Consider the following 25,823-nt stretch of genomic DNA (forward strand, 5'->3'; position numbering starts at 1 on the left):
TTTATGACGGAACAAAATTTCAAATTGATTTAATTAAACCACGGGAGTAACTTCGGCCGCTTACCCGTTATGAGACTAGCCACATGAAATCCTTCGACTGGGGCAACCCGTATCCTTCCGTCCGCATTCCGCTGTTCGCCCGCAACGTGGTGTCCACGTCGCATCCGCTGGCGGCGCAGGCAGGGTTGCGCATGCTGCTCAAGGGCGGCAATGCCGTGGACGCCGCCATCGCTGCGGCCGCCACCATCGTCCTGGTCGAACCCGTGTCCTGCGGCCTGGGCGGCGACTGTTTCGCCATCGTCTGGGACGGCAAGGAATTGCACGGCCTGAACTCCTCGGGCGTGGCCCCAGCGGCCTGGAGCACCGAATACTTCAAGCGCAAGCACGGCGTGGGCGCCGACGGCCTGGCGATCCAGCCCAAGCGCGGCTGGGACGCCGTGACGGTGCCGGGCGTGGTGGCCGGCTGGGCCGCGCTGCATGAAAAACTGGGCAAGCTGCCGTTCGAGCAATTGTTCGAACCCGCCATCGAGATCGCCGAGCGCGGCTACGCCGTGCCGCCGGTGGTGGCGCACAAGTGGGCCGCAGCCGCCGAAGAGCTCAAATCGCAACCGGGCTATGCCCAGGCCTTCCTGCCCGAGGGCCGCGCGCCCAAGGTCGGCGAACACTTCCGCTTCCCGGACGCCGCCAACACGCTGCGCCGCATCGCCGCTTCCAAGGGCCGCGACTTCTACGAAGGCGAACTGGCCGAGCGCATCGCCGCCTTCAGCCAGGAATGCGGCGGCGCCATGACCCTGGAAGACCTGCGCAACTACCGCCCGGAATGGGTCAAGCCCATTTCCAAGTCCTACCGCGGCTACGAGCTGCACGAGATCCCGCCGAACGGGCAGGGCATCGCCGCGCTGATCGCGCTGGGCATCGTCGAGCGCTTCGACATGGCCGACATTCCGGTGGACTCGGTACAGTCGCAGCACATCCAGATCGAAGCCATGAAGCTGGCTTTCGCGGACCTGTACAAGTACGTGGCGGACCCGCGTTCCATGCAGGTGACGCCGGAACAGATGCTGTCCGACGCCTACCTGGACAGCCGCGCCAAGCTCATCCGCCTGGACCGCGCCACCCATTTCGAGGCGGGCCGTCCGCACGCCGGCGGCACCATCTACCTGACCGCTGCCGATGAAAACGGCATGATGATCTCGTTCATCCAGTCCAACTACATGGGCTTTGGCTCGGGCGTGGTGGTGCCGGGCACCGGCATCAGCATGCAGAACCGCGGCGTGGGCTTCTCGATGGATCCGAAGTCGGCCAACGTGGTCGAAGGCGGCAAGCGTCCGTTCCACACCATCATCCCGGGCTTCCTGACCCGCGGCGGCAAGCCGGTCATGAGCTTTGGCGTGATGGGCGGCGACATGCAGCCGCAAGGCCACATGCAGACCGTGGTGCGCATGCTGGACTATCACCAGAATCCGCAGGCCGCCTGCTGCGCGCCGCGCTGGAAGGTCAACCGCGATTTCACGCTGGACATCGAGACCAATATGAAGGCTTCCACCATTGCGGGCCTGAAAGACCTCGGGCATGCTTTGAAGTCGGTCGACGATCCGTACATGGATTTCGGCGCGGGCCAGTTCATCTGGCGCATGTCCGAAAACGACAACGAGCTTGGCTACGTCGCCGCCAGCGACAGCCGGCGCGACGGTCAGGCGGTCGGCTTCTAATACGCAATAGCGCAGCCACAAGGGGAATCTAAATAATGAAACGCTTGACCTTGACCTTCGGCGCCAGCCTGCTGGCGCTGGCCGCGGGCGCGGCTTCCGCCCAGAACATCCGGATCGGCCTGCAGGAAGATCCGGACGTGCTGGACCCGCACCGGGCGCGCACGTACGTGGGCCGCATCGTCTTCACCTCGCTGTGCGACAAGCTGATCGACATCGATCCCAAGCTGCACTTCGTGCCGCAACTGGCCACCTCGTGGTCGTTCAGCCCCGACAACAAGGTGCTGACCTTCAAGCTGCGCGAGGACGCGCTGTTCCATGACGGCTCCAAGTTCGATGCCGCCGCGGCCAAGGCCAACCTGGAACGCGCCATGTCCCTGCCGGACAGCCTGCGCAAGGGCGAACTGGCCTCGGTCGAAAAGGTCGACGCGCCTGATGCCACGACGCTCGTGCTGACGCTGAAAAAGCCCGACGCCACCCTGCTGGCGCAGCTGTCCGACCGCGCCGGCATGATGCTGTCGCCCAAGACCTTCAGCGACGACGTGGCCGCCGTGGGCCGCAAGCCCGTGTGTTCCGGTCCCTACAAGTTCGTCGAACGCATCCAGAACGACCGCATCGTGCTGGAGAAATTCGACCAGTACTACGACGCCAAGGATTTCGCCTTCAAGCGCGTGACCTTCCTGCCGATCCCGGACACCACCGTGCGCCTGTCCAACCTGCGCGCGGGCGACCTGGACATGCTGGAGCGCCTGAATCCCTCCGACGTGCCGCAGGTCAAGAGCGACGCCAGCCTGACCTTCGCGCCGGTGGCCGGCCTGGGCTTCCAGCAGTTCATGTTCAACGTCGCCAACGGCAAGCGCGCCGAGGACAATCCGTTCAAGAACAAGCTGGTGCGCCAGGCGTTCCAGTACGCCATCGACCGCAACGCCATCAGCGAAGTGGCCGGCGGCGGCATCTTCGATCCGGCGCAGCAGCCGTTCCCGCCCGCCAGCCCCTACCACAGCGACAAGTTCCCGCCGACCAAGCGCGACGTCGCCAAGGCCAAGGCGCTGCTCAAGCAGGCGGGCTTTGACCGCGTGAAGGCCGAGGTCATGTTCGGCAACAACACCACCACGTCCTCGATCGCCGAGATCGTGCAGGCCATGGCGTCCGAGGCGGGCTTCGACCTGTCGCTGCGCCCGACCGAGTACGCCGCACTGCAAAAGGAATCGGCCGGCGGCAACTTCCAGGTCGTGATGCTGGGCTGGTCGGGCCGGGTCGATCCGGACGGCAACATCCACGCCTTCGTCACCTGCAAGGGCGCGCTGAACGATGGCCACTACTGCAACCCGGAAGTGGACAAGCTGCTGAACGAGGCCCGCACCGTGCCCGACGAGGCCAAGCGCCGCGCTATCTACGACCAGGCCCAGACCATCATCCAGGACGAATTGCCCGGGGTGTATAACTACTACCAGCCCTGGCCCTTCGCCATGGCCAAGAAGGTCAAGGGCTTCACGCCTTATCCTGACGGCATGATCCGCCTGAAAGGCGTGACCTACGCGCAGAAGTGATCGCGGCGCGGCAGTCAAGCGCCGCGCCAGCCGGACGCGCCTTGCGCGTCCGGTTGTCGTTTGCGGCGGCAGGGCGCGGTTTATCCTGCGCGTCCCGTCCGCCGTTCCTGTCTTACGGTTTCTCATATGCTTAAACTCATCTTGCGCCGCGTGCTCGTCGCGATACCGACACTGATACTGGTGTCGATGATCGTCTTCATGCTGCAGAAAATCCTGCCCGGCGACCCGGTGCTGACACTGGCCGGCGAAGAGCGCGATCCCGCCGTCCTGGACTACCTGCGGGACAAGTACCGCCTCAACGATCCGCTGCCCGTGCAGTACGCCGCCTGGGCCGCGCAGGTCGTGCAAGGCGACCTGGGCAAGTCGCTGCGCACTGACGTCCCCGTCACCACGCTGATCGGCCAGAAGCTGCCGGTCACGCTGCAATTGGCCGCCATGGCCATGTTCTTCGCGCTGCTGATAGGCATCCCCATGGGGATCGTCGCCGCGGTGCGCAAGGGCAAGCCCATCGAAATGGGCGCCAACATCGCCGCGCTGTCCGGCATGTCCATACCCAATTTCTGGCTTGGCATCATTCTCATCATGGTGGTGTCGGTGCAATGGAAGCTGCTGCCGGCCTCGGGCTATGTGTCGCCGTCCGAGGACTTCTGGCTGTCGATCAAGACCATGCTGATGCCGTCCCTGGTGCTGTCCACGGCCATCGCCGCGTATCTGATGCGCCATACCCGTTCGGCCATGCTGGAAGCCTTGTCGGCCGATTATGTGCGTACGGCCCGCGCCAAGGGCGTATCTCCGCGCAGCGTGGTGCTGCGCCATGCCTTGCGCAATGCGCTGATGCCTATTGTCACGCTGGTGACGCTGCTGTTCGGGGAACTGTTGGCGGGCGCCGTGCTGACCGAGCAGGTCTTCACGATCCCGGGCTTCGGCAAGCTGGTGGTCGACGCGGTCTTCACGCGCGACTACGCGGTGGTGCAGGGCGTGGTGCTCTGCGTGGCGGTGGGTTTCATCATCATGAACCTGCTGGCCGACATCCTGTACATCCTGGTCAATCCCCGCCTGAGGCACTCATGAGCGCAATTCCTGCAACGGCCGCAGCCGTCACGCCGCCCCGCAGCCGCAACCGCGCCTGGGGCAAATTCAAGCGCAACCACATCGCCATGCTGGGCCTGGGGATCGTGCTGTTCTTTGTCGTGATCGCCATCTTGGCGCCGCTGATCGCCAGCCACGATCCCTTCCAGACCAGCTTCACCACCATCCGCAAGGCGCCTTCGGCGTCCTACTGGCTGGGCACGGATGAATTGGGCCGCGACATCTTCAGCCGCATGGTCTATGGCGCCCGCGCCTCGCTGATGGCGGGCCTGGTGTCGGTCCTGATCGCGCTGGCGGTGGGCGTGCCCTTCGGTCTTGCCGCCGGCTATTTCGGCGGCTGGACCGACAGCATCATTTCCCGCGCCACCGAGGCGCTGCTGGCCATTCCCTTCCTGATCCTGGCCATCGCGCTGGCCGCCTTTCTCGGCCCCAGCCTGACCAACGCCATGATCGCAATCGGCGTCTCGGCCGCGCCCAAGTTCATCCGCCTCACGCGCGGACAGGTGCTCGCAGTCAAGAACGAGGATTACGTGCAGAGCGCGCGCGCCCTGGGCGCGTCCGACCTGCGCATCATCGGCCGGCACGTGTTCCCCAACGTGATGCCGCCGCTGATCGTGCAGGCCACCATCACCATCGCCACGGCCATCATCGCCGAGGCCAGCCTGTCGTTCCTGGGCCTGGGCTTGCAGCCGCCGAACCCGTCCTGGGGCTCGATGCTGAACACCGCCAAGAACTTCATGACCCAGGCGCCCTGGATGTCCATCTTCCCCGGATCGGCCATTTTCCTGGTGGTGCTGGGCTTCAATCTGCTGGGCGACGGCCTGCGCGACGCGCTCGATCCGCGTCAGGAAAAGTAATTACCATGGCAACAACAATGGACCCCAAGCGCGTCGTCCAGGTCAACGACCTGACCGTGCGCTTCAAGACCCCCGAGCGCACCGTCGAAGCGGTGCGCAAAGTCTCCTTCCACGTCGACCGCGGCGAAACCCTGGCAATCGTGGGCGAATCCGGCTCGGGCAAGTCGGTGACCTCGCTGGCGCTGATGCGCCTGGTCGAGTATGGCGGCGGCCGGATCGTCAATGGCGGCATGTTGCTGCGCCGGCGCAGCGGCGAAGTGCTGGATCTGCTCAACGCGCCCGACAGCACGCTGCAGCGCGTGCGCGGCGCGGACGTGGCGATGATCTTCCAGGAGCCCATGACGTCCCTGAACCCCAGTTTCACGGCCGGCAACCAGATTGCCGAAGCCCTGCAGCTGCACCAGGGACTGGACGCCGCCGCGGCCCGCGCCGAAACGCTGCGCATGCTGGAGCGGGTGCGCATCCCCGAAGCCCGCGCCATCCTGGACCGCTATCCGCACCAGTTGTCGGGCGGCATGCGCCAGCGCGTCATGATCGCCATGGCCCTGTCGTGCAAGCCCCAGTTGCTGATCGCCGACGAACCGACCACGGCCCTGGACGTGACCATCCAGGCCCAGATCCTGCAGCTGATCCGCCAGTTGCAGGAAGAAATGGACATGGGCGTGATCTTCATCACGCACGACATGGGCGTGGTGGCGGAAGTCGCCGACCGCGTGCTGGTCATGTACCGCGGCGACAAGGTCGAAGAGGGCAGCTCGGACGAGGTCTTCGCCCGCCCGCAGCACGCCTATACGCGCGCGCTGCTGTCGGCGGTGCCGCGGCTGGGCGCCATGCAGGGCACGGACGAACCCGCGCCGTTCCCGCTGCTGCGCGTGGACGACCCCACGGCGCGACCGCAAGCCGCCGCCGCGCCCGTCGCGGCTGCGTCCACCGTGCGCCGCGAGAACGGCCCGGTGCTGAAGGTGCGCGACCTGACCACCAGCTTCGATATCACCGGCGGCATCCTGGGCCGGGTGCAAAAGCGCGTGCACGCCGTGGAGAAGGTCAGCTTCGACCTGTATCCGGGCGAGACGCTGTCGCTGGTTGGCGAGTCCGGCTGCGGCAAGACCACCACCGGCCGTTCGCTGCTGCAGCTGGTCAAAAGCAAGGCCGGCAGCATCGAATTCGACGGCAAGAACATCGGCGCGCTGCGCGGCAGCGCCATGCAGACCCTGCGTCAGCACATCCAGTTCATCTTCCAGGATCCGTTCGCCTCGCTGGATCCGCGCATGACGGTGGGCTATTCCATCATGGAACCGCTGCTGATCCACGGCGTGGCGCGCGGCAAGGCGGCCCAGGACCGGGTGCGCTGGCTGATGGACAAGTGCGGCCTGCTGCCGGAAATGATCGACCGCTATCCGCACGAGTTCTCGGGGGGCCAACGCCAGCGCATCTGCATCGCGCGCGCGCTGGCGTTGAACCCCAAGGTGGTGATCGCCGACGAATCGGTGTCGGCGCTGGACGTGTCGATCCAGGCGCAGATCGTCAACTTGTTGCTGGACCTGCAGCGCGAGCTGGGCGTGTCGTTCCTGTTCATCTCGCACGACATGGCCGTGGTCGAGCGCGTCAGCCACCGGGTGGCGGTGATGTACCTGGGCCAGATCGTCGAGATCGGCCCGCGCCGGGCCATCTTCGAGAACCCGCAGCATCCCTACACCAAGAAGTTGATGGCGGCGGTGCCCATCGCCGACCCGCAGCGCCGCCACCGCGAGCGCTCGCTGCTGGTCGACGAGATCCCCAGCCCGATGCGCAAGCTGGGCGACGATCCGCTGGTCGAGCCGCTGGTCGCCGTGGGCGAGGGCCATTTCGTGGCCCGCCATTCGATCGGGGTCTATTGAGGCAGGTGGCCGCCCGCTGGCAGCCGGTGGCCGCTTGCATCCCCCCCGCTGCGCGCGGGGGGGGCCGAAACTAGCGCTTTTCCAGCGCCAGCTTCAGCCCGAAGGCGATGAAGACCGCGCCCGTCATGCGGTCCAGGCCGCGCATCACGGCCGGCCGCGACAGCCAGCGCGCCAGCGGGCGCGTCGCTGCCACCAGCACGCCAAACCACAGTATCCCCAGCATCGCGTGGATGCTTGCCAGCAGCAGGCTGAAGCGCAGCACGTCCGCGCCCGCGGGAATGAACTGCGGCAGGAAGGTGATGTAGAAGATCCCGATCTTGGGATTGAGGGCATTGGTCAGGCAGCCGCGCATGAACCAGCCGCCAGCGCTGGCTGCCGCGGCGGGGGCGGGCGGCGCGGAATCGGGTGCGGCCTGCTTGCCTGGCCGGGCGCCCCACAGCAGTTTCACGCCCAGATAAAACAGATACAGCGCCGCGCAGATGCGCAGCGTGTCGTAGGCCAGGGTCGATACCAGCAGCAGCGATCCCAGGCCGAATGCCGCCACCACGCCCCAGGCCAGGCATCCGGCGGCGATACCCAGGCCAGCCATGAGCGCGCGGCGGCCCCCCTCGACGGCGGCGGTGCGCAGCACCAGGGCGGTATCCATGCCGGGCGTGACAGTCAGGATGGCGGCGGCCAGGGTAAAGGCGAGCAGGGCTGCGGTGGCGGTCATGGGCGGGATCCGGTGGCGGGCGCGGCGAAGCGGAGCCGCTCAGTGTAGCGCCGCCGGGCCGGCGCCTGCAGCCGTCTGTGGACGTGCCGCAGCGCCGCAGGCGTTATCATGGCGGCCTTCAGCAATTCGCTACATTCACCGGATTTACGCCATGGCCCTGCGCGCCACCATCTACAAGGCCGAGCTCAACGTCGCCGACACCGACCGCCACTACTACGGCAGCCACGCGCTGACGGTCGCCCGCCATCCCTCGGAAACCGACGAGCGCATGATGGTGCGGCTGGTCGCCTACGCCCTGCACGCTCAGGAAGAGCTGGCCTTCACCAAAGGCCTGAGCGACACCGACGAACCCGACCTGTGGGTCAAGGACCTGACCGGCGCGGTCAAGCTCTGGATCGAAGTCGGTCAGCCCGAAGAACGCCGCATCCTGCGCGCCTGTGGCCGCGCCGACGAAGTCATCGTCTATTGCTACGGAGGTTCCGCCAGCAAGATCTGGTGGGACGGCGTGAAGAACAAGCTGGAACGCACGCGCAACCTCAAGATCGTGAACCTGCCCTTGGAACAGACCCGTGCGCTGGCCCAGCTGGCCGAGCGCACCATGCGCCTGAATGCCAATATTTCGGACGGCGTGGTGTATTTTTCGGCCGACAAGGGCGAGGTCAGCGTCGAACCGGAAGCCTGGCGCTAGGCTCCCGGCCGCCTCAGTCGCAGGCGTCGGCGGCCTGGTTCGCGGGATCGGCGCAGGCGCGCCAGCGGGCCTCGTCCATCGCAGGCAGCAGCAGCACCCGGCTCATCAAGTCCGAGTACCAGAAGATCCTGCCAGGCTTGTCGCGCATGGCCTGCCAGACGCGCGCCTGCGCGTCCGCCGCAAGCAGCGCGCGGCCTTGCGCATCGGTCACGCCCTGGGCCAGGATGGTCTGCGTGTCCGGATTCCAGGACTGCATGTCCGTGTCGTCCAGCGGCACGTCGTCGGCGATGCTGACGATGCGCCAGTCATTGCCCGGCACCTCGGTGGACAGCTGGTTCAACTCTTCCCGGTGCACCGGATAAGGGCGGGAGTCAGGGGAGGCGTGCGCGACATGGGCGTAGGATCTGGCGCCATCCCCGGGGGAATGGCGGCGCACATAACGTTGGTCCGGCTTGCCCTGGGCATCATAGGTCTGGACCTGGAACGCGCCGCCTTGCGCGGCGATATCGATGGCGCGCAGCAGGCGGCCCGCGGCGTCGCGCGCGTAGAACCGGCCGGCGGCCGGCCGTTGCTTGTCTTCGCAAGCCTCATTGGTGAAGGCGGTCAGCGCGCCCCGGGCATCGCGTTTCAGGCAGGCCTGGCCGCTTGCCTCGTAGGTGGCGGGCCGGCGGACCGCGGTCTGTTCGTACTCGACCACCCGCGTCAGGGCGCCGGCGCCGTCGTACTCCAGGGTGTAACCGCCCGACAGAAAGGGTGGGCCGTCGCCGCGCCGGGGAAGTTCATAGGATTCCGCGCGGCACAGCCGGCCATCGCCGTCGAAATACAGTCTGGCGGGCGCCCGAGACACGTTGTCCAGCCGGTAAGCGGACCAGTCGACCTTGTCCATCCAGGTCCGGGGCAGTGGATCGCCGGTTTCGTCGACCCATACCGGTTGGTTGCGGGCGGCAATGCGTTCGCCCTGTCGGCCCAGCAGGACACGGTCGCCGCCCAGGCCGACCGAGACGGGAACCGCCTTCAGCGGCACGGGCGCGGTGAAATCGACGGCGGCCGGGCCGCAGGCCGCGAGGGCCGGGCCGGCGTGCGCGATGGCCGCCAGCAGCAGGACCAGTCGCCTAGGCATATTGCAGCGTATCCATGAACCTCACCAGCTCCCAGAATTCCTTGGACACGCCGCCCAGCCGCAGCTTGCCGTCATGTTCCTCGAACAGCAGGAAGGGGTAGGCGTCGCGCTCCAGGGTGCCGGGCGCGGGCAGGCGGTAGGGTTTGAAGTGCTCGGGGTCGTTGAAAAAGGATTCCAGACGGCCGCCGCCATCCACGTGCATGTAACGCACGCGCAATACTTGTTTCTGATACTTGGCCTGCGTTTCCGGGTAGTCTCCGCCGTCGCCCGCCACCACGGCGTCGGCCAGGGCGGCCAGGAAGACACGTTGCAAGCCTGCGTAGTGGATCTCGCCGCTGGTGGAGTCGCCCGGCGCCTGCGCCAGCGTCCTGACCAGCTGGGTGCCGCGGGAACCCGGCACGATGGTCTTCGCGAACAGGCTGTCGATGTCGGCCTTGGCCGGATCGGGCGATTGCCGCAGACGCTGCAGGTCGGCGCGGAAGTCTTCCAGCCATTGCCGGTAACGGGCGTTCTCCGCCTGGCGGTCGAACGCCTGGGCGTGGGCCAGGCCGCCGTGAAGGGTGATCAGCAAGGCCAGCAGCAGTAGCCAGGCGCGTTGCAGCACGCGGGTAGGGTGTTCCATAGGCCGGTGATCATATCGTTCAAAATGATGCTATTTTGGTGCAGAGCGTGACAAAATGTCAGACATGGCCACCGGCATGGCCATGTTTATGAATCTCGTGTTGAGTCAGGTCCAGACATGCCAGCAACAGGTGACGTTCCTCCTGCAAGCGCGCCGGCCGGCGGCGCGGAAAATGTGCAAGCCGGCCTCGACGGCCCCCTGGACCGGCTCGTCCGCTTGGCCAGGCGGCAGTTCGGCGTGGACATGGCGCTGGTCGCCTGCAGCGACGCCGATGGCGTCTGGCAGGCCCAGGCGGGCGCCTTGCCCGCAACCGCGGCCGGTACGCTCCCTTTCTCCGTGGATTGCCCGCTGCGCGCCAGCGATGGCCGCCGGCTGGGCACGTTCCGGCTGCTGCATGCCCAGCCGCGGGATTTCGGCGACGAAGACCTGGATGCCTTGCACGATTTCGCCGAGCTGGCCGTCGCGGCCGTCGAGAAGCGCGAGGCCCTGGCGGCGGAGCGGGCGGCGGAAGACGGCTGGCGCACCGAGGCGCGCAACCTCTCCATGGCCATCGCAGGCAGTGGCACGGGGATCTGGGATCGCAACGTCGTAACCGGCGAAATCACCTATTCGCCGGGCTGGAAGGCCCTGCTGGGCTACGCCGAATCCGAAGTCACCAACCGCATCGAAGACTCCTACAAGCGCCTGCACCCAGACGATGCCGACTATGTGCGCGCCGCCATGCAGGCGCATTTCGAGGGCAAGACCGAGAGCTACGAGGTCGAGCACCGCATCCTCTGCAAGGACGGCAGCTACAAGTGGATCTGCAGCCGCGGCAAGGTCGTCAGCCGCGACGCGCAGGGGCGGGCCTTGCGCATGATGGGCACCACCACTGACATCAGCGCCATGCGCGCGATGTCGGAGCGCCTGCGGCGCACGGCGGACCTGCTGGTCAACCTGACCGACGCCGTGCCGGGCATGGTATTCCAGTGCGGCCAGCGGCCCGGAGGCGGGTCGCGCTTCCTGTACGTCAGCGCGGGCATCTGGGACATGTTCGAACTCACGCCTTACGAGGTGCGCACCAGCCCCGCGGCGATCGAGCAGCGCGTCCATCCCGAGGACCTGGCGACCTACCACGCCTCGCTGCAGGCCGCGGCCGCGGCGCAGACGCCCTGGCACCTGGAGTTCCGGGTGTGCCTGCCGCAGCAGGGCCTGCGCTGGCGGCAGGGCGACGCCAGTCCGCGCAAGGCGGCCGACGGCACCGTGGTCTGGCACGGCTTCGTGACCGACATCACCGACCGCAAGCGCGCTGATTTCGAACTGCGTGAACTCGCCGCCACCGACGCCCTGACCACGCTGCCGAACCGCCGCCACTTCATGTCGCGCATCGCCGCGGAACTGGCCCGGATCAAGCGCCAGGGCAGCGATTGCGCCGCCGTGCTGATGTGTGACCTGGACCATTTCAAGCGCATCAACGACACCTGGGGTCACGCCATTGGCGACGGCGTGCTGCAGCACTTCGCCAACACGCTGCGGGCCCAGCTGCGGGCGGTCGACCTGGTGGGGCGCATCGGCGGCGAGGAATTCGCCGTGGTGCTGCCGGATACCGACATCGAGCGCGCGCACGCCTTCGCCACGCGGGTGCAGCAGCGCATCGCGGCGGCGCCGTTTTCGCTGGGCGACGACCGTCATATTCCGCTGACGGTCAGCATCGGCATCTCGACCATGCACACCATGGACGCGGACGCCGAACTGGCGCTCAGCCGCAGCGACCGCGCCCTGTATTACGCCAAGCAGCGCGGGCGTAACCGGATCGAATCCGCGCCCTCAGTGTTTTCCCGATAGAACAACCCTCAAAGCCATTTGTTCCATTGACGGTACATTAGGACACTCCTAGAGTTCCCGTCATGGGAACCTCATTACCTCTGCCGAAGTACCACCAGATCTACCTCGTCCTGCGCGAACAGGTGCAGGAAGGGCGCTTCGATCAGGACGGCGTGCCAGGCGAGCACGCGCTGGCCGACCAGTTCGACGTGGCCCGCATCACCATCCGCAAGGCCATGGAGATGCTGGTGGCCGACGGGCTGGTGTCGCGCCGGCCCGGCCTGGGCACCTGGCCGCTGCGCGCGCCGGCGACTCCGGCCAGCGCGCCCAAGGCCAATCCGCCGCAGAAGGCCCATCTGACCGGCCTGCTGGAAAACATCGTCAACATGGGCCTGCGCACCTCGGTGCAGGTGCTGGACAGCGCCCTGGTGTCGGCGCCGCCCGTGGTGGCCGAAGCGTTGGACCTCGCGCCCGGCGCGCCCGTGCACAAGAGCCTGCGGGTGCGCAGCACCGAAGCCGGGCCGCTGTCCCACATCACGACCTACGTGCCGCAGGCCGTGGCCGATTTCACGCGCGAAGACCTGGAGCGCGAGCCCCTGCTGATGTTGCTGGAAGCGGCCGGCGTGGAGTTCGGCGGCGCTACCCAGACCATTTCGGCGCGGCTGGCCGATGCGCAGGTGGCGCGCCATCTGGACGTGGCCGTGGGCTCCGCGCTGCTGGCCGTGACGCGCATCGTGCGCGACGTGAACGAGCGGCCCGTGCAGCTGCTGCAAGGCCTGTATCGCCCCGATCGCTATCAGTACCAGTTGCAGCTGTCACGCGTCGGCAGCATCGACGCCAAGGTATGGGTCAGCGAAGAGCTGTCCGCCCAATTCCATTGAACTCTCGGAGATCGCCCATGAACTCGCGCCGCACTTTCCTCTATCAATCCGCCGCCGCAGCTGCCCTGGTGTCGGCGCCATGGGTGGTACGCGCCCAGGGCGCCAAACCCGTCAAGGTCGGCATCCTGCATCCGGTGACGGGGGCGCTGGCCTATTCGGGCCAGCAATGCCGCCTGGGCGCGCTGCTGGCGATCGAGGACATCAACAAGGCCGGCGGCATCAAGTCGCTGGGCGGCGCGCCGCTGGAAGCCATGCTGGGCGACGCGCAGTCGCGCCCCGAGGCGGGGTCGGCCGAGGTCGAGAAAATGAACGAGGCGGGCGTGTCGGCCATTGTCGGGGCCTATGCGTCGGCGATCTGCCTGGCCACCACGCAGACCGCCGCCAAGTACAACCTGCCGCACGTGGTGGACGTGGGCGTGGCCGACCAGATCGTCGAGCGCGGCCTGAAGAACACTTTCCGTTTCGGCCCGGGCTATCGCGCCTGTAGCGAACGCGCCATCACCGACCTGGCCGCGCTCAACGACGCGGCAGGCAAGCCCGCCAAGACCGTGATGATCGTGCACGAGGATTCGCTGTTCGGCACCGGCACCGCGGCGCTGCTGTCCAAGGCGCTGCCGCAGCATGGCTTCGAGGTCAAGGACGTGGTCAAGCACCCGAACCCCACCCGCGACTTCAACAACATCGTGCTGCGCATGAAGTCCCTCAATCCGGACATCGTGATCCCGGCCAACTACTACAACGAATATGCCTTGCTGCTGCGCGCCATGAAGCAGCAGAAGGTGCAGCCCAAGGCGATCTACTCGGTGCTGGGCGGCGCGGCCTCCAGCTACAAGTTCCTGAAGGAATTCCCCGACATCGCCAATGGCATCCTCGACTGCAACCACTGGTTCAACCCCAAGGATGCGCGCGTGGCCCCGTTGAAGGCGCGCGTCGAAGAGAAGGGCGCCTACTTCAGCTACGAGGTCTTCATGACCTACACCTCGGTGCTGCTGCTGGCCGACGCGCTGGAACGCGCCAAGTCGGCCGACCGCGCCGCCATCATCGACGCGCTGGCTTCCAGCACCTTCTCGGACCACATCATGCCCTACGGCCCGACCAAGTTCGTGAACGGCCAGAACACCGGCGCGCAGCCCCTGCTGACGCAGGTCATCGGCGGCGACATCAAGGTCGTCATCCCGGCCGACTACCGCCAGGCCGACGCCATCTTTCCGCTGAAGGCCTGAGCGTGCTCGATCCCGCCATCCTCTTTTCGTCGGTGCTCAACGGCCTGACCACGGGCGCGGTGTACGCGCTGATCGCCTTGGGCCTGACCTTGATCTACGGCGTGCTGCACATCATCAACTTCGCCCATGGCGCGGCGCTGATGGTGGCGCTGTACGCGGTGTATCTGCTGAAGGACCGCCTGGGCATCGACCCGTACGCCGCCTTGCCGCTGGTGGTGGCGGGCATGTTCGCGCTGGGCTACGCCTTGCAGCGTTACGTGATCAACCGCGCCAGCCACGGCAAGGACGAGAACATCCTGCTGGTGACGCTGGGCCTGGCCATCGTGCTGGAGAACCTGGCGCTGGTGTGGTTCAAGTCGGATACGCGCACCATCGACACGGCCTACACGCTGTCTACGGTCGAGATCGGGCCGGCCATGATCGCCTTGCCCAAGGTCATCGCCTTCTGTGGCGCGCTGGCGGTGGCGGCGGTGCTGTTCTGGATCATCCGCAGCACCGACCTGGGCCGGGCGATCCGCGCGGTGGCCAAGGAAAAGCAGGGCGCCAAGCTCATGGGCATAGACGTGGAAAAGGTCTATGCATTGTCGTTCGGCATCGGCATGGCCTGCCTGGGCGCGGCGGCCTGCTTCCTGCTGCCGGCCTACTACGTCAATCCGCAGGTCGGCGGCGGCTTCGTGCTGGTGGCCTTCACCATCGTGGTGCTGGGCGGCATGGGCAGCTTCGTGGGCGCGCTGGTCGGCGGCCTGCTGATCGGGGTGGTGGAGTCCATCGGGGGCCTATTCCTGGGCGACTCGCTGGGCCAGATGGGCATATTCGCGATCTTCATCGCGGTGCTGCTGTTTCGCCCGCAGGGGCTGTTCGGGGCGAGGGGCTGAGCATGGGCAAGGATCTTTTGACTATCGCGCTGTTCGGCGCGGCGCTGGCGGCCGCCGCCGCGCTGACCGAATCGGGCGTGGCGCTGACGTTCGTCATGATGTCGCTGTACGCGGCCCTGCTGTCGCAGGCCTGGAACATCCTGGGCGGCTATGGCGGCCAGCTGTCGTTCGGCCATGCGCTGTTCTTCGGGGTGGGCGCCTATGCCCAGGCGCTGGGGCAGCTGAACCTGGGCATCAATCCCTGGCTGGCGCTGCCGATGGCCATCGCGCTGGGCGCGCTGGTCGGGCTGGCGGTGGGCGGGCTGACGTTCCGCTATGGCCTGAAGGGCTCTTACTTCGCGCTGGTGACGCTGGCGTTTGCGGAAGTGTTCCGCATCCTGGCGTTGTCGGTGTCGTTCACCGGGGGCGGCGTGGGCCTGATGGTGCCGTTGCAGGAGGGCGTGGCGAACATGCAGTTCGGTTCGCGCCGCGGCTACATCTACCTGCTGCTGGGCTTCGTGCTGCTGGCGCTGGTGGTCACGGCATGGCTGCGCCATTCGCGCTTCGGCGCCTACCTGCAAGCCGTGCGCGACAACGAGGACGCGGCGCGCGCCATCGGCGTGAATCCGCTGCGGGTCAAGCTCGGCGGCATCGCGCTGTCTGCGGCCTTCATGAGCGCCGCGGGCGCCTTCTACGTGCAGGTGTTCCAGTACATCGATCCGGGCATCGCCTTCGGCTCGGCCGTGTCGGTGGAGGCCCTGGTCGGCGCCATCGTCGGCGGCCTGGGCACCTTGTGGGGGCCGGTGCTGGGAGCGGTCACGCTGCATGCGCTGAGCGACCTGACGCGCAACCTGTTTGGCGAACTGCCGGGCATCAGCATGGTCATCTACGGGGCGGTGCTCATCGTGATCGTGATGTTCCTGCCCCGCGGCATCACCGGCAGCGGCCAGGCTTTGGGCCGGCTGTTCAGTGCCAAGGAGCGCGCCCGTGTCTGAGATCCTGCTGCAAGCGCGCAATCTTTCCATCACTTTCGGCGGCCTGAAGGCGGTCCAGGATGTGAGCCTGGACGTGCGCCAGGGTTCGCTGACGGCCCTGGTCGGTCCCAACGGCGCGGGCAAGACCACGCTGTTCGGCCTGCTGTCAGGTTTCCTCAAACCCGGTTCCGGCTCGGTGCATTTCGCCGGCGCCGACATCACCGGCCGTCCGCCGCACGAATCGGCGCGGCTCGGGCTGACCCGCACCTTCCAGATCGTGCAGCCCTTCGGCGCGCAGACGGTGCGCCAGAACATCGCCGTGGGCGCGCACTTGCGCCTGGGCAATCGCCGCGAGGCGCTGCAAGCGGCCGAAGAGGTTGCGGCGCGGGTCAATCTGGCGGCCCTGCTGGACCGGCCGGCGGCGGATCTGACGGTGGCCGGCCGCAAGCGCCTGGAGCTGGCGCGCGCGCTGGCCACGCGGCCGCGCCTGCTGCTGCTGGACGAAGTGTTGGCGGGGCTCAACCCCAGCGAGATCGACGAGATGATACCGGTGGTGAAGAAGCTGGCCGAAGACGGCGTGACCGTGCTGATGATCGAACACGTGATGCGCGCGGTGATGAGCCTGGCCGAACATGTATGGGTGCTGGCGCAGGGCCGCCTTATCGCCTCGGGCACGCCGGGCGAGGTCACGCGCGATCCGGCGGTGGTCGAGGCCTATCTGGGCCAGGGCGCGGCGGCCAGGCTGGCCGCGCAGGGAGCGCCGGCATGAGCGCGCTGCTGGAAGTCCAGGGATTGCGCGCCGGCTACGGCCGCATGGAAGTACTGCGCGGCGTCGACCTGCGGGTCGACCAGGGCGAGATCGTGGTGCTGCTGGGCAGCAACGGCGCGGGCAAGTCCACGCTGAACAACACGGTCTGCGGTCTGTGCCGGCCCTGGGGCGGCACGGTCCGCTTCGAGGGCCAGGACCTGACCGGCCGCCATTACCGCGACGTGGTCAAGGCCGGGCTGATCCAGGTGCCGGAAGGCCGGCGCGTGTTCCCCAACCTGAGCGTCCGCGAAAACCTTGAACTCGGGTCATTCACCCGGGCGCGCGAGCGCCGCGCCGCCAATCTGGAGAAGGTGCTGCACATCTTCCCGCGCCTGCGCGAACGCCTGGCGCAACTGGCTGGCACCATGTCCGGCGGTGAACAGCAGATGCTGGCCATCGGCCGCGGCCTGATGGCCGAGCCGCGCCTTCTGATCCTGGACGAGCCGTCGCTGGGCCTGTCGCCGCTGATGGTCGAAGAGCTGTTCGGCCTGATCGCGCGTCTCCATGGCGAGGGACTGGCGATCCTGCTGGTGGAGCAGAACGTGGGGCAGTCCCTGGAGACGGGACAGCGCGCCTACGTGCTGGAAAACGGGGCGGTGCGCTATAGCGGCGCCTGTCCGGAACTGATGGCCAGCGACGACGTGCGCCGGGCCTATCTCGGGATGTAGCCATGGCCGAGCCTCAAACGCTGGCGCAGAAGCTGATCGCGGCGGCCTGCGGCCGTGCTTCCGTTGCCGAGGGCGAAATCGTCACCTGTGCGGTCGACCTGGCCATGTTCCATGATTCCAGCGGTCCGCGCCGCCTGCAGCCTATGTTGCAGGAACTGGGCGCCACGCTGTGGGATCCATCCAGGATCGTGCTGGTCATAGACCACTACGTGCCCGAATCCGATGACGAGTCGCGCCGCATCGTGCGCATCGCGCGCGATTGGGCGGCCGAACAGCGCTTGCCCAACGTCTATGACTCGCTCGGCATCTGCCACGTGGTGGTGCCGCAGCATGGGCATATCCGCCCCGGCATGTTCTGCGTGGGCGGGGACTCGCATTCGCCTACCGGCGGGGCATTCGGCGCCTACATGTTCGGCATCGGCAGCACCGAGATGCTGGGCGTGGCCGTCACCGGGCAGATCTGGGTGAAGGTGCCGCAAACCCTGATGATGCGCTGGAGCGGCCGGCTGGCGCCGGGCGTGACCGCCAAGGACATGATGCTGCACATGATAGGCCGCTACGGCATGAACGGCGGCCGCTACCAGGCGGTGGAATTCTGCGGCGAAGCGGTGCGCGCCTTGTCGATGCAGGAACGCATGACCCTGTCCAACATGAGCGCGGAGCTGGGCTCGCAGGTCGGCCTGATTGCGCCGGATGCCACCACCGTTGCCTACCTGCGCGAGGCAGGCGTCACGGACGAGATCGATCTGGCGCGCTGGCGCAGCGACGAAGGGGCGCAGGCCGAATGGCACGATTTCGATGCCGCGGCGCTGGCGCCGCAGGTCGCCGCGCCGCACAGCCCGGCCAATGCGCGCGACGTGGACCAGTATGGCGACGTGCCGCTGCAAGTGGCCTATATCGGCGCCTGCACCGGCGCCAAGCTGGAGGACCTGCGCGCCGCGGCCAGCGTGTTGCGCGGCCACCGGCTGGCCGCCGGCATGCGCCTGATGGTGGCGCCGGCCAGCCGGCAGGACCAGTGCCAGGCCGAGGCGGAAGGGGTGATGCAGGCGCTGCGCGATGCCGGCGCGGACGTGCTGGCCACATCCTGCGGCGCCTGCGCGGGCTACGGCGGGTCCATCCCCGACGGCGCCAGCGTCATCGCCACCACGGCGCGCAATTTCAAGGGGCGGATGGGCTCGGAGACGGCCCAGGTCTATCTGGCTTCACCCTATACGGTGGCGGCATCGGCGATAGCCGGCCGCATCGCCGATCCGCGGGAGTTCATGGCATGACCGAGCAGTCCGTGACGCACCGCGTCTGGCGCGTGGGCGCAGATATCGACACCGACGCGCTGGCGCCTGGCGCGTATATGAAATTCGGCATCGACGAGATCGCGCGCCACTGCCTGCAGCGCGTTCGGCCCGAGTTCGCCGCCGGCGCGCGGCCGGGCGACGTGCTGGTGGCCGGTCCCAACTTCGGCATCGGCTCGTCGCGCGAACAGGCTGCCGCGGCGCTGGTGCGCCTGGGCATCGCCGCGGTGGTCGCGCCGTCCTTCAACGGCCTGTATTTCCGCAACGCCTTCAACGTGGGCCTGCTGCTGTTGACCTGCCCACAGGCCGAAACCCTGCAAGAGGGCGAGCGCATCGCCCTGGATCCCGCCGCCGGCCGCATCCGCCGCGCCGCGGGAGAACCTGCGGAACTGCATTGCGACACCGTGCCCGCCTTCCTGCTGGAAATGGTGCAGGCCGGTGGACTGCTGAATTTGCTGAAACAGCGCAAGACTCATTAGGAACCACATCATGCTTGACCCCGTCACACTCGCGGTCCTGAAAGGCCGCCTGGAACAGATCGCCGACGAGATGGACGCCACGCTGTACCGCAGCGCGTTCAACCCCATCATCGCCGAGGCCCACGACGCCTGCCACGGCATGTACGACGCCGCCACCGGCGCCACGCTGGTGCAGGGCAAGTCCGGCCTGCCGGTATTCGTGGGCGCGATGGCATTCGCCGTCAAGGCCGCGGCCAAGGCGGCCGCCGAGCGGGGCGGCATGGTCGACGGCGACGTCTGGCTGTTCAACGATCCCTACGAAGGCGGCACCCACGCCAACGACTTCAAGCTGGTGCGTCCGGTGTTCCGCGGCGGCAAGCTGTTCTGCTTCCTGGCCTCGGCGGCCCACTGGCATGACGTCGGCGGCGCGGTGCCGGGCAACTACAACCCCGCCGCCACTGAATGCTGGCAGGAAGCCGTGCAGATTCCGCCGGTGCGCATCGTGCGCGCGGGCGTGCTCGACCTGGACGTGCTGGCCATCCTGAAGGCCAATACGCGCCTGCCGGACAGCCTGTGGGGCGACCTGAACGGTCAGTTGGCGGCGCTGGAACTGGGCGCGGGCCGGCTGGATGGCCTGCTCGACGAATACGGCGACGCCACCGTGCTGGAATCGCTGGACACGCTGCGCGAACGGGCGCGCCGCCTGATGCGCGACCATATCTCGCGCCTGCCCGACGGCGAGTACGCCTTCGAAGACATGCTGGACAACGACGGCGTGCGCGACCAGCCGTTGCGCATCGCGCTCAATCTCATAGTCCAGGGCGAGCGTCTGACGCTGGATTTCACCGGTACCTCGCCGGCCTGCGCCGGGCCGGTGAACATCTCCCGCGCCACGGCGATCGCGGCCTGCTACGTGGCCCTGAAGCACCTGTTCCCGGACGTGCCGGCCAACGCCGGAGTGCTGGACGCGGTGGACGTGGTGCTGCCGGACGGCCTGGTGATCTCGGCGGACCGCCCGCGTCCGGTCGGCGGCTATACCGAAACCATCCTGCGCATGATCGACGTGATCTTCTGCGCCATGGCCCAGGCCGAGCCGGCGCGCGCGCTGGCGCAGGCCTACGGCACCATCAATGCCTTGTCGATCGCCGGCTACCGCAGCGACCCCGCCCGGCGCGGCCAGCGCTGGGTGATGTTCAGCTTCTTCGGCGGCGGCCACGGCGGCCATTCAGACGGCGACGGGCTCAGCCACGGCAATGCGCCCATCTCCACGGCCACCATTCCGCCGCTGGAGATCCTGGAGGCGGCCTATCCCGTGCGTTTCACGCAATGGGCGCTGCGGCCCGATTCGGCGGGCGACGGCCAGCACCGCGGCGGGCTGGGCGCCATCTATGAAATCGAACTGCTGGAAGACAGCGCCGAAGCCTTCATCTTCGGCGAGCGCGGCAAGAGCGCGCCCAAGGGCATCGCAGGCGGCAGGGAAGCGGCGCTGAACGTTTTCCGCTATCAGCAGGACGGTGGCTGGCAGACCCCGCCCATGCGTTCGAAGATGCTGGGCATCCAGCTCCAGCGCGGCGACCGGGTTCGGCTGGAAACGCCCGGGGGAGGCGGCTATGGCGAGCCTGCCGCGCGTACGCAGGCGGCGCGCGAGCATGACCGCAAGATGGGCTATGTAAGTGGAAATCTGAAGGAGCAGTCGGCATGAGCGCGGCACAAGGCTTGGTCGTAGGCGTGGACGTGGGCGGCACGTTCACCGATATATTCGTGCTGGACGAGGCGGGCGGCAGCGCCCGCGTGGTGAAGGTGCCTTCCACCCGCGGCGAGGAAGCGCGCGGCTTCATGAACGGCATTGCCCGCGTGGCCGATGGCGCGGACGCCATCGCCACCATCGTGCACGGCACCACGGTAGGCACCAACGCGCTGCTGGAGCGCAAGGTGGCGCGCACCGGCATCATCACCACGGCAGGTTTTCGCGACGTGCTGGAAATGCGCCGTCGCGACCGGCCCCAGACCTGGGGCCTGCGCGGCAACTATGAGCCGGTGGTTCCGCGCGACCTGCGCCTGGAAGTCGAGGAGCGCGTGCTGGCCGACGGCACCATCGACACGCCGGTAAACCTGGCCCAGGTCGAGGCCGCGGCCCGCCAACTGCTGGAGCAAGGCTGCGAGGCGGTCTGCCTCTTCTTCGTCAATGCCTATGCCAATCCGGCCAATGAGGCGCAGGCCGCGGCCTGCGTGCGCGCGCTCTGGCCCAACGGCAACGTCACCGCCGCGACCGAGGTGCTGCCCGAGATCCGCGAATTCGAGCGCTGTTCCACGGCCGTGCTCAACGCCTCGCTGCAGCCGGTGGTCGGCGGCTATCTGACCCGGCTGGAAGCGGATCTGAAGGACAACGGCTTCGGCGGCGAACTGTTGGTGGTGCAGAGCAACGGCGGCGTGATGTCGCGCCAGACCGCTTGCGACGTGCCGGTGCGCACCGCGCTGTCGGGCCCGGCCGCGGGTGTCATCGCCTGCGCTGCGATCGCGCGCGCCGCAGGCTTTCCCAACGTGGTCAGCGGCGACATGGGCGGCACTTCCTTCGACGTGTCGCTGGTGGCGGACGGCGAGGCCTCGCTGTCGGCGCAGACCGCCATCGACTTCGGCATGGTGGTGCGCGCGCCCATGATCCAGATCGAAACCATAGGCGCGGGCGGCGGCTCGATTGCCAGCGTGGACGCGGGCGGCCTGCTGCAGGTGGGTCCCGAATCCGCCGGCAGCGTGCCGGGGCCGGCCTGCTATGGCCGGGGCAACACCCGTCCCACCGTGACCGACGCCAACGTGCTGCTGGGCCGCATCGCGGCCGAGCGCCCGCTGGGCGGTGGCCTGCTTGCCACCATGGACGTGGCGCTGGCGCGCGCCGCCATCGAGGAACACGTGGCCAAGCCGCTTGGCCTGGACGTGCATGCCGCGGCCGAGGCCATCCTGACCGTGGCCAATGCCAAGATGGCGGGCGCGATCCGCGTGGTGTCCATCGAGCGCGGCCACGACCCGCGCAAGTTCGCCTACATGCCGTTTGGCGGCGGCGGCGCGCTGCACGTCTGCGCCATGATGAACGAAGTGGACGCGGCACGCGGCATCGTGCCGCGCTACCCCGGCGTGACCTCGGCCCTGGGCTGCGTCATGGCCGACATGCGGCATGACGGCGTGCAGACCCTGAACGTGGCGCTCGCCGCCCTGGACGCCGACGACCTGCTGGCCCGCATCGACGGCCTGGCCTTGGCCTGCCAGGAGCGGCTCGATTCCGCCGGCGTGGGCTTTCAGGGCATACGCGAGAGCATCGAACTGGACATGCTGTACGTGGGTCAGAGCCATACGGTGCGAGTGGAAGTCGGCCGGGATGAACTGAACCGCGCCGGCATCGGCGCCGCCTTCGAGCGCGCTTACCGCGCTGCCTTCGGCCGCAGCCTGGACGGCATCGCGGTGCGCATCCTGAACCTGCGCTATGCGCGCATCGGCCAGCGCCCCAAGTTCGATCTGGCGCTGCTGGCGCCGACCAGCACCGCGATGCCGGACGCGCTGGGCACGCAGCCCGTCTTCCATGGCGGGCAATGGCATGACGCCGTGCGCTATGCGCGGCTGGACCTGCCGGTGGGCGCAGAGGTGGCGGGACCCGCCATCCTGGAGCAGCCCGACACCACGATCTGGATCGAGCCCGGCTTTGCCGGCCAGGTCGATTCCCTGGGCAATCTGCTGATCGCCCGCCAGGCTTCCTAGGAGCAGAGCCCATGTCAGCCTTCGATCCCCGCAGCACAGCGCTGGTCGTCATCGATCTGCAGAACGATTTCCTCGCGCCCGGCGGCGCCTACGACCGCGGCGGCGCTGTCAGTCCGCAGGCGCGGGCCTTGCCCGCCCGGGTCGCGCCCGTGGCCCGCAAGCTCAAGGAGCGAGGCGGCTTTGTGGCGGCCAGCCAGTTCACGCTATGGCCGGACGCGCACGGCGAACCCATGATCTCGCCGCATCTGCGGCAGTTGCGCCCGTTCCTGCGCAAGGGCGATTTCGTCGCCGGCTCCAAGGGGCAGGCCAACGTCGCCGAACTGGACGGACTGGTGGACGTGTCGGTCTGGAAGGTGGCGTATTCCGCCTTCTTCAATACCCAGCTGGACTGGGTGCTGCGGCGCGCGGGCATCTCGAACGTGGTGATCGCCGGCATCGTCACCAATGGCGGCGTGGCCAGCACCGCGCGCGACGCCCACATGCGGGATTATCACGTGGCGGTGCTGGCCGATGGCTGCGCCGCGCCCACGCCGGCCATGCATGATGCCGCGCTGGCGGATTTGCGCACCGTGGCCGATGTGCTGTCCTGCCAGGAATTCCTGGACAGGCTGGCCTCGTGAGCGCGCCGCAAGTCCTGCGGGGTGCAGCGCCTGGCGCGGACGCGATGCACGTGCCGGTGGCCATCATCGGCGCGGGCGCTTGCGGCCTGACCGCCGCGCTGCGCCTGGCCGATGCCGGCATCGAGACCGTGCTGATCGAGCGCGACGCCGCGCCCAGCGGCTCCACCGCCTTGTCGTCGGGCTTCATCCCGGCAGCGGGATCGGCGGCGCAGCGGGCCGCCGGCATCGAGGACGACGCGCAGCGCTTTGCCGCGGATATCCAGGCCAAGACCGGCGGCACGGCCGCGCCGCAGCTGGTCGATGCCTACACGGGCGCGGCAGCTGCCGCGATCGACAACCTTGCGCGCCACGGCCTGGATTTCCAGGTGCTGGACGGCTTCCTGTATCCGGGCCACAGCGCCCGCCGCATGCACACCTTGCCCGAGCGCACGGGCGCGGCCCTGGTGGCCGCGCTGGAGCGCGCCGCCACCGCAGCCGGAGCCTATCTGCTGACCCGCGCCCTGGCGCGGCAGATCTGGACGGACGAAGCCGGCCGCATCACGGCGGTGGGCTGCGAGCGGCCGGACGGCTCCATCGACGTGATCGGTTGCGACGTGCTGATCCTGGCCTGCAACGGCTTTGGCGGCAACGCGGCGATGGTGGGCAAGCATCTGCCGGCCATGCGCGAGGCCGTCTACGGCGGCCACGTCGGCAACGACGGCAGCGCGATCGAATGGGGAGTGCAGCTGGGCGCGCGCCTGGCCGACCTGGGCGGCTACCAGGGGCATGGCTCCTGGGCCACGCCGCAGGGCGCACTGATCTCCTGGGCGGTGATGATGGACGGCGGCGTGCAGATCAATGGCGCGGGGCGGCGCTTTCATGACGAGACGCACGGCTATTCCGAGGCCGCGGTGCATGTGCTGGAGCAACCGGGCGGCGTGGCCTGGAACGTATTCGACGACCGCACGCTGGCGCTGGCGCGCGGCTTTCCGGACTTCGTCCAGGCAGAGGCGGGTCAGGCGCTGAAGACCTGCGCCGACGTTGCTGCGCTGGCGGGGGTGATCGGCTGCGACGAAGCGACGCTGCGCGCGACGCTCGCAAGCGTGGCCCCCGACGCCGCCGATCCGTACGGCCGGCGCTTCGAGCGGACGCTGCAGGCGCCGTATCACGCCGTCAAGGTGACAGGCGCGCTGTTCCATACGCAAGGTGGCCTGGACATCGACGCGGATTGCCGCGTGCTGGACCAGATGGGCCATGCCTTGCCCAATCTGCTGGCCGCAGGCGGCGCGGCGCGCGGCGTGTCGGGCAACGACGTGTCCGGCTACCTGTCCGGCAATGGCCTGCTCAGCGCAGTGGCGGGCGGCCATATCGCCGCGGCGACCGCCGCATCCCTGCTGGGCCGCGAGCTTTCCTAGGATTTTCCAGACCATGCAAATACAGAATCTGCAAGCACAGCTGGCCGGCGGCGCCGTGCTGGCTCCCGGCGTCTACGATGCCTTGTCCGCGCTGATCGCCGAACAGGCGGGCTTCGGCGCGCTATACCTGTCGGGCGCGTCCATCGCATACACGCGGCTGGGCCGCTCGGATATCGGCCTTACCACGTACAGCGAGGTCGAGGACACGCTGGCCCGCATCACCGAGCGGGTGGCCACGCCCGTTATCGTCGACGCCGACACCGGCTTCGGCAATGCCCTGAACACGCAGCGCACCGTGCGCGGCCTGGAGCGCGCCGGCGCCGCCATGATCCAGCTGGAAGACCAGACCTTTCCCAAGCGCTGCGGCCATCTGGACGGCAAGGCCGTGATCCCGGCCGCCGAGATGCGCGGCAAGCTGCGGGCCGCGGTGGATGCCCGCGCGCATGCGTCCACCCTGATCCTGGCGCGTACCGACGCGCTGGCAGTGGAGGGACTGGAAGCGGCTATGGACCGCGCGGAATCGTATCTGGAAGCGGGCGCGGACGCGCTGTTCATCGAGGCATTGCGCACGCCGGAGCAGATGCAGGCGGCGTGCAGCCGCTTTGCGCACCGCGTGCCGCTGCTGGCCAACATGGTCGAAGGCGGCAAGACCCCGGTTCAAAGCGCCGATGCGCTGACCGCGCTGGGATTCCGCATCGTCATCTTCCCGGGGGGCACGGCGCGCGCGGTGGCGCACACGCTGCAGGGATACTACGCCAGCCTGCGCCAGCATGGCACGACCGCGCCCTGGCGTGAGGGCATGCTGGATTTCGACGGCTTGAACGCTGTGATCGGCACGCCCGAACTGCTGGAGCGCGGGCGCCGCTACGAAGGCTGAGGC

Annotated in this window: 23 protein-coding genes; 20 read left to right on the plus strand and 3 right to left on the minus strand. The window is 68.1% G+C overall.

Annotation, left to right across the window (positions count from 1 at the left end; genetic code table 11):
- Positions 1-83 precede the first annotated feature (83 nt).
- From ggt to IB268_RS09650, 5 genes are all read left to right on the plus strand, one after another.
- Positions 84-1,712 carry a gamma-glutamyltransferase gene (gene ggt, locus IB268_RS09630; RefSeq protein WP_054456605.1) on the plus strand — a complete coding sequence of 543 codons (1,629 nt, stop codon included), beginning with the start codon at positions 84-86 and terminating at the stop codon, positions 1,710-1,712.
- Between the two features lie 35 nt (positions 1,713-1,747).
- Positions 1,748-3,259, plus strand: a complete 1,512-nt coding sequence (locus IB268_RS09635; RefSeq protein ID WP_175182115.1) for an ABC transporter substrate-binding protein — start codon at positions 1,748-1,750, stop codon at positions 3,257-3,259.
- A 126-nt stretch (positions 3,260-3,385) separates the two neighbouring features.
- A complete protein-coding gene (locus IB268_RS09640) occupies positions 3,386-4,330 on the plus strand; it encodes an ABC transporter permease (protein WP_054456607.1) in 945 nt (314 codons plus the stop codon).
- Positions 4,327-5,205, plus strand: a complete 879-nt coding sequence (locus tag IB268_RS09645; RefSeq protein ID WP_054456608.1) for an ABC transporter permease — start codon at positions 4,327-4,329, stop codon at positions 5,203-5,205. Before IB268_RS09640 ends, IB268_RS09645 begins: the two co-directional genes overlap by 4 nt.
- A gap of 17 nt (positions 5,206-5,222) precedes the next feature.
- Positions 5,223-7,082: a dipeptide ABC transporter ATP-binding protein gene (locus tag IB268_RS09650; RefSeq protein WP_119449505.1), complete on the plus strand. Its 1,860-nt coding sequence runs from the start codon at positions 5,223-5,225 to the stop codon at positions 7,080-7,082.
- A 70-nt stretch (positions 7,083-7,152) separates the two neighbouring features.
- Here the strand turns inward: IB268_RS09650 and IB268_RS09655 are convergent, their stop codons facing one another.
- Entirely contained in the window at positions 7,153-7,794 is a 642-nt protein-coding gene (locus tag IB268_RS09655) for a LysE family translocator (protein WP_192354161.1), read from the minus strand.
- 151 nt (positions 7,795-7,945) lie between these two features.
- Between IB268_RS09655 and IB268_RS09660 the strand changes: the two genes are divergently transcribed.
- Complete coding sequence (locus IB268_RS09660) at positions 7,946-8,482, plus strand: YaeQ family protein (RefSeq protein ID WP_192354162.1); 537 nt, start codon at positions 7,946-7,948, stop codon at positions 8,480-8,482.
- 13 nt (positions 8,483-8,495) lie between these two features.
- Here IB268_RS09660 and IB268_RS09665 read toward each other — a convergent pair whose 3' ends face one another.
- Entirely contained in the window at positions 8,496-9,602 is a 1,107-nt protein-coding gene (locus tag IB268_RS09665; RefSeq protein ID WP_192354163.1) for a hypothetical protein, read from the minus strand.
- Entirely contained in the window at positions 9,595-10,224 is a 630-nt protein-coding gene (locus IB268_RS09670) for a hypothetical protein (protein ID WP_175163263.1), read from the minus strand. The genes IB268_RS09665 and IB268_RS09670 overlap by 8 nt, the downstream gene beginning before the upstream one ends.
- 117 nt (positions 10,225-10,341) lie before the next feature.
- Here IB268_RS09670 and IB268_RS09675 point away from each other — a divergent pair, with 117 nt between their 5' ends.
- From IB268_RS09675 to IB268_RS09740, 14 genes are all read left to right on the plus strand, one after another.
- Positions 10,342-12,048 carry a sensor domain-containing diguanylate cyclase gene (locus IB268_RS09675; protein ID WP_054456614.1) on the plus strand — a complete coding sequence of 569 codons (1,707 nt, stop codon included), beginning with the start codon at positions 10,342-10,344 and terminating at the stop codon, positions 12,046-12,048.
- Between the two features lie 62 nt (positions 12,049-12,110).
- Complete coding sequence (locus tag IB268_RS09680) at positions 12,111-12,908, plus strand: GntR family transcriptional regulator (protein ID WP_054456615.1); 798 nt, start codon at positions 12,111-12,113, stop codon at positions 12,906-12,908.
- Positions 12,909-12,925: 17 nt separating this feature from the next.
- On the plus strand, positions 12,926-14,131 hold the full coding sequence (locus IB268_RS09685; RefSeq protein WP_119449510.1) for an ABC transporter substrate-binding protein: 1,206 nt from the start codon (positions 12,926-12,928) through the stop codon (positions 14,129-14,131).
- A 2-nt stretch (positions 14,132-14,133) separates the two neighbouring features.
- Positions 14,134-15,006, plus strand: coding sequence for a branched-chain amino acid ABC transporter permease (locus IB268_RS09690; RefSeq protein ID WP_013393327.1), 873 nt, complete (start codon positions 14,134-14,136; stop codon positions 15,004-15,006).
- A 2-nt stretch (positions 15,007-15,008) separates the two neighbouring features.
- Positions 15,009-15,980, plus strand: coding sequence for a branched-chain amino acid ABC transporter permease (locus IB268_RS09695; RefSeq protein ID WP_192354164.1), 972 nt, complete (start codon positions 15,009-15,011; stop codon positions 15,978-15,980).
- Entirely contained in the window at positions 15,973-16,728 is a 756-nt protein-coding gene (locus IB268_RS09700) for an ABC transporter ATP-binding protein (protein WP_054456618.1), read from the plus strand. Before IB268_RS09695 ends, IB268_RS09700 begins: the two co-directional genes overlap by 8 nt.
- Entirely contained in the window at positions 16,725-17,435 is a 711-nt protein-coding gene (locus IB268_RS09705; protein ID WP_119449513.1) for an ABC transporter ATP-binding protein, read from the plus strand. Before IB268_RS09700 ends, IB268_RS09705 begins: the two co-directional genes overlap by 4 nt.
- A gap of 2 nt (positions 17,436-17,437) precedes the next feature.
- Positions 17,438-18,706 carry a 3-isopropylmalate dehydratase large subunit gene (locus IB268_RS09710; protein ID WP_192354165.1) on the plus strand — a complete coding sequence of 423 codons (1,269 nt, stop codon included), beginning with the start codon at positions 17,438-17,440 and terminating at the stop codon, positions 18,704-18,706.
- Complete coding sequence (locus IB268_RS09715) at positions 18,703-19,203, plus strand: 3-isopropylmalate dehydratase (RefSeq protein ID WP_054456621.1); 501 nt, start codon at positions 18,703-18,705, stop codon at positions 19,201-19,203. Before IB268_RS09710 ends, IB268_RS09715 begins: the two co-directional genes overlap by 4 nt.
- 10 nt (positions 19,204-19,213) lie before the next feature.
- Positions 19,214-20,884, plus strand: coding sequence for a hydantoinase B/oxoprolinase family protein (locus tag IB268_RS09720; protein ID WP_054456622.1), 1,671 nt, complete (start codon positions 19,214-19,216; stop codon positions 20,882-20,884).
- Entirely contained in the window at positions 20,881-22,929 is a 2,049-nt protein-coding gene (locus IB268_RS09725) for a hydantoinase/oxoprolinase family protein (RefSeq protein WP_192354166.1), read from the plus strand. Before IB268_RS09720 ends, IB268_RS09725 begins: the two co-directional genes overlap by 4 nt.
- A gap of 11 nt (positions 22,930-22,940) precedes the next feature.
- A complete protein-coding gene (locus IB268_RS09730; protein WP_054456624.1) occupies positions 22,941-23,549 on the plus strand; it encodes a cysteine hydrolase family protein in 609 nt (202 codons plus the stop codon).
- Positions 23,546-24,943, plus strand: coding sequence for an FAD-dependent oxidoreductase (locus IB268_RS09735; RefSeq protein ID WP_119449515.1), 1,398 nt, complete (start codon positions 23,546-23,548; stop codon positions 24,941-24,943). The genes IB268_RS09730 and IB268_RS09735 overlap by 4 nt, the downstream gene beginning before the upstream one ends.
- 13 nt (positions 24,944-24,956) lie before the next feature.
- The gene (locus IB268_RS09740; protein ID WP_192354167.1) at positions 24,957-25,820 is read left to right on the plus strand and encodes an oxaloacetate decarboxylase; all 864 of its coding nucleotides are present in this window, start codon (positions 24,957-24,959) and stop codon (positions 25,818-25,820) included.
- Positions 25,821-25,823: the final 3 nt, after the last annotated feature.

Source organism: Achromobacter sp. ACM01 (genome assembly GCF_014851745.1).
In the GTDB taxonomy this organism is placed as follows: domain Bacteria; phylum Pseudomonadota; class Gammaproteobacteria; order Burkholderiales; family Burkholderiaceae_B; genus Achromobacter; species Achromobacter aegrifaciens.